This window comes from Methylophilus sp. (genome assembly GCF_035460085.1).
Taxonomy (GTDB): Bacteria; Pseudomonadota; Gammaproteobacteria; order Burkholderiales; family Methylophilaceae; genus Methylophilus.
Map to the genome: position 1 here is coordinate 1 of NZ_DATHWZ010000040.1, position 2,616 is coordinate 2,616.

Annotated in this window: 2 protein-coding genes; both read right to left on the minus strand. The window is 52.2% G+C overall.

Annotated features, from left to right (window positions below; translation table 11 throughout):
* Positions 1-1,558, minus strand: a 1,558-nt coding sequence (gene recN, locus VK958_RS06330; protein ID WP_325239915.1) for a DNA repair protein RecN, incomplete at its 3' end; no start/stop codon positions are given.
* A 21-nt stretch (positions 1,559-1,579) separates the two neighbouring features.
* Complete coding sequence (locus VK958_RS06335) at positions 1,580-2,449, minus strand: NAD(+) kinase (protein WP_325239916.1); 870 nt, start codon at positions 2,447-2,449, stop codon at positions 1,580-1,582.
* Between the last annotated feature and the right edge of the window lie 167 nt (positions 2,450-2,616).

A 2,616-nucleotide genomic window follows, 5' to 3' on the forward strand; every position in this document is an offset into this window, starting at 1 on the left:
CACTCAGGCCACGGATGCGGCTTAACGTTGCCCCATTCTGTTCGGATTTGCTCACTTGCAAATGCTGCTGGGCTTGTGCAGCGACCTGGGCCAGATGCGTAATCACCAGTACCTGGCGTTGCTGGCCTAATTGATTGAGCAAGCGGCCAACCACTTCAGCGACACCGCCCCCGATACCGACATCGACCTCATCAAAGATCATGGACGGCACACTGCCCAATGAAGCAGTTGTGACTTGCAGCGCCAAGCTGATGCGAGACAACTCACCGCCGGAAGCGACTTTATTCAGAGGCCGCGGCTCCACGCCTGCGTGCCCGGCTACCAGAAATTCCACTTGCTCCAGACCATGGACGGCAGCCTCACATGGTGTCAGCGATACCGCAAACTGGCCACCTTTGAGTGACAGCGTTTGCATTTCTTCCGTGATGGTTTTGGCCAGTTTTTTGGCAGCCTGCTGGCGTTGTGTTGAAAGCTGTGCTGCTGAAGCCTGATAGGCGTGCCATGCAGCATTTACCTGTTTGGCTAACGCACCGTCATCTGCGAACCCTTCCAGCTCCAGCATGCGTGCAGTTTGCTGCGCCAGCAAGTCAGGCAACTCTTCCGGTTTGGCACGGTACTTACGCGCGGCGCCATGAATATCCTGTATCCGTGCTTCAACTTCTGTTAATTTTTCAGGATCAAGTTCGCTTTTTTGCAAATAGCGGTTCAGTGCGCGACTAGCTTCCTCCAGCTGAATCACCGAAGAATCCAGGATTTCTGCGATCGGTTGCAAGCCAGTATCGATGGCTTGCAACTCAGTCAATTTGACCTGCACTTGCGAAAGTAACTCGAGGGCATTCACTTCGCCGTCTTCACTCATCCATTGCAAACAGGTTTCCATGCCACTGAGCAAGCTGGCACCATTACTCAGGCGCACATGCTCCTGCTGCAGCGCTTGCCACTCCTCAGGAGTGAACGCTAATTGTTTTAGCTCACGGGTACTATCGCGCAGTTCCGCCAGTTCATCGGCAAACTGGCTGGCATTCTTTTCATAAGCCAGTTGCTGCTGATGCAATTGCGACCAGTCTTTGTACAACTGACTGACCTGTTTTGCCAACGGTGTGGCCTGCGCATAAGAATCAAGTATTTCGCGCTGGGTAGCGACTTTTAACAAAGAGTGATGCGCGTTCTGGCTGTAAATATCAATCAGGGATTCACCAATGTCACGTAATTGCCCCACTGTGGCAGAGGCGCCATTGATAAATGCACGGCTGCGTCCATCGGCGTAGATCACCCGCCGCAATATCAACGTATCTTCAACATCCATTTCCTGCGCTTGCAGCCAGGTGCGCGCGGCCTGGTTGTGAGCGATATCAAAAGTGGTGGAAATTTCGGCTTTTTCTTGGCCTTTGCGGGTGACGTCGCCTTCATTGCGCGCACCCAGACTGAGCGAGAGCGCATCAATCAGAATGGATTTACCGGCACCGGTCTCACCGGTCAATGCGGTATAGCCAGCCGAGAACTCGAGTTCCAGCGACTCAACAATCACAAAATCACGAATAGAAAGGGCTTGTAACATGGTTTTCTTATCAGCGCTGGCTTAGCCCCAGTTTAGTTTGTTACGTAACATATCAAAATAACAGTAAGTTTTAGGGTGTACCAACTGGACCTCCTGCTGGCCGCGCGCAATCCGGATATGGTCGCCCTCAATCAGTTGATGCTGGCCCTGACCATCGAAACTGATTTGCGCATCGGCTGCATTCACAATGATCACCTCAATCACACTATCTGCTGGCACTGTAATCGGGCGATAACTCAATGTATGCGGACTGATAGGCACAATCGAAATCGCGTGCAGGTCGGGATGCATGATAGGTCCGCCAGCTGACAAGCCATAAGCAGTGGTGCCAGTAGGCGTGGCCAGAATCAGGCCATCAGCACGCTGGCGCGAGACAAACAGGCCATCCACATGCACTTCCAGCTCAATCAGGCGAAACGCACTTTTAATCACCACATCGTTCAACGCGACTGACTGCCACAGTGCCGCCTTGTTGCGAGAAACTTCCGATTGCAACAGCATGCGCGACTCAAGCTGGTAGTCGCCTTGCAAAATCTTTTCAATTTCGCCCAGCATATTGTCGGTTTGCAAATCGGTCAGGAAACCCAGGCGACCACGGTTAATGCCGATCAGGGAGACATTACTGTCACGCAGGGCTCGAGCCACGCTAAGCATGGTACCATCGCCACCCATGACCACTACCAGATCCGCTTTGTGGCCGATATTTTCCAGGCTGGCCAGTTCAAAACCTTCATGCCTGACAAAGCGGGCGGTCTGCTCTTCTACGCATACATGCAGCTCTTGTGACATCAGATACTGTACCAAACGCGTCAAGTCATCGCGCATGTTTTGCAGAGCTGACTCATCCATGTATTTGCCGACAATGGCAACCGAGCGAAAGTAAGGAAGCATGCGCGCATTAAAGCACAGAAGCCCTGAACTGAAAAGCACAGGGGGCTGTTATCCTGAGCATAAATCGGGCAAAATCCCCCTACATGAATAAGGCTGTAAAAAGTGGATAAACGCGCACAGATTTTACTTAAAACCCTGGTCGAGCATTATATAAGTGGTGGTCAGCC

Bases quoted from the DNA above. Each gene is read 5' to 3' on its own strand.
- VK958_RS06335 (WP_325239916.1), bottom strand. From the start codon at position 2,449: ATGCTTCCTTACTTTCGCTCGGTTGCCATTGTCGGCAAATACATGGAT.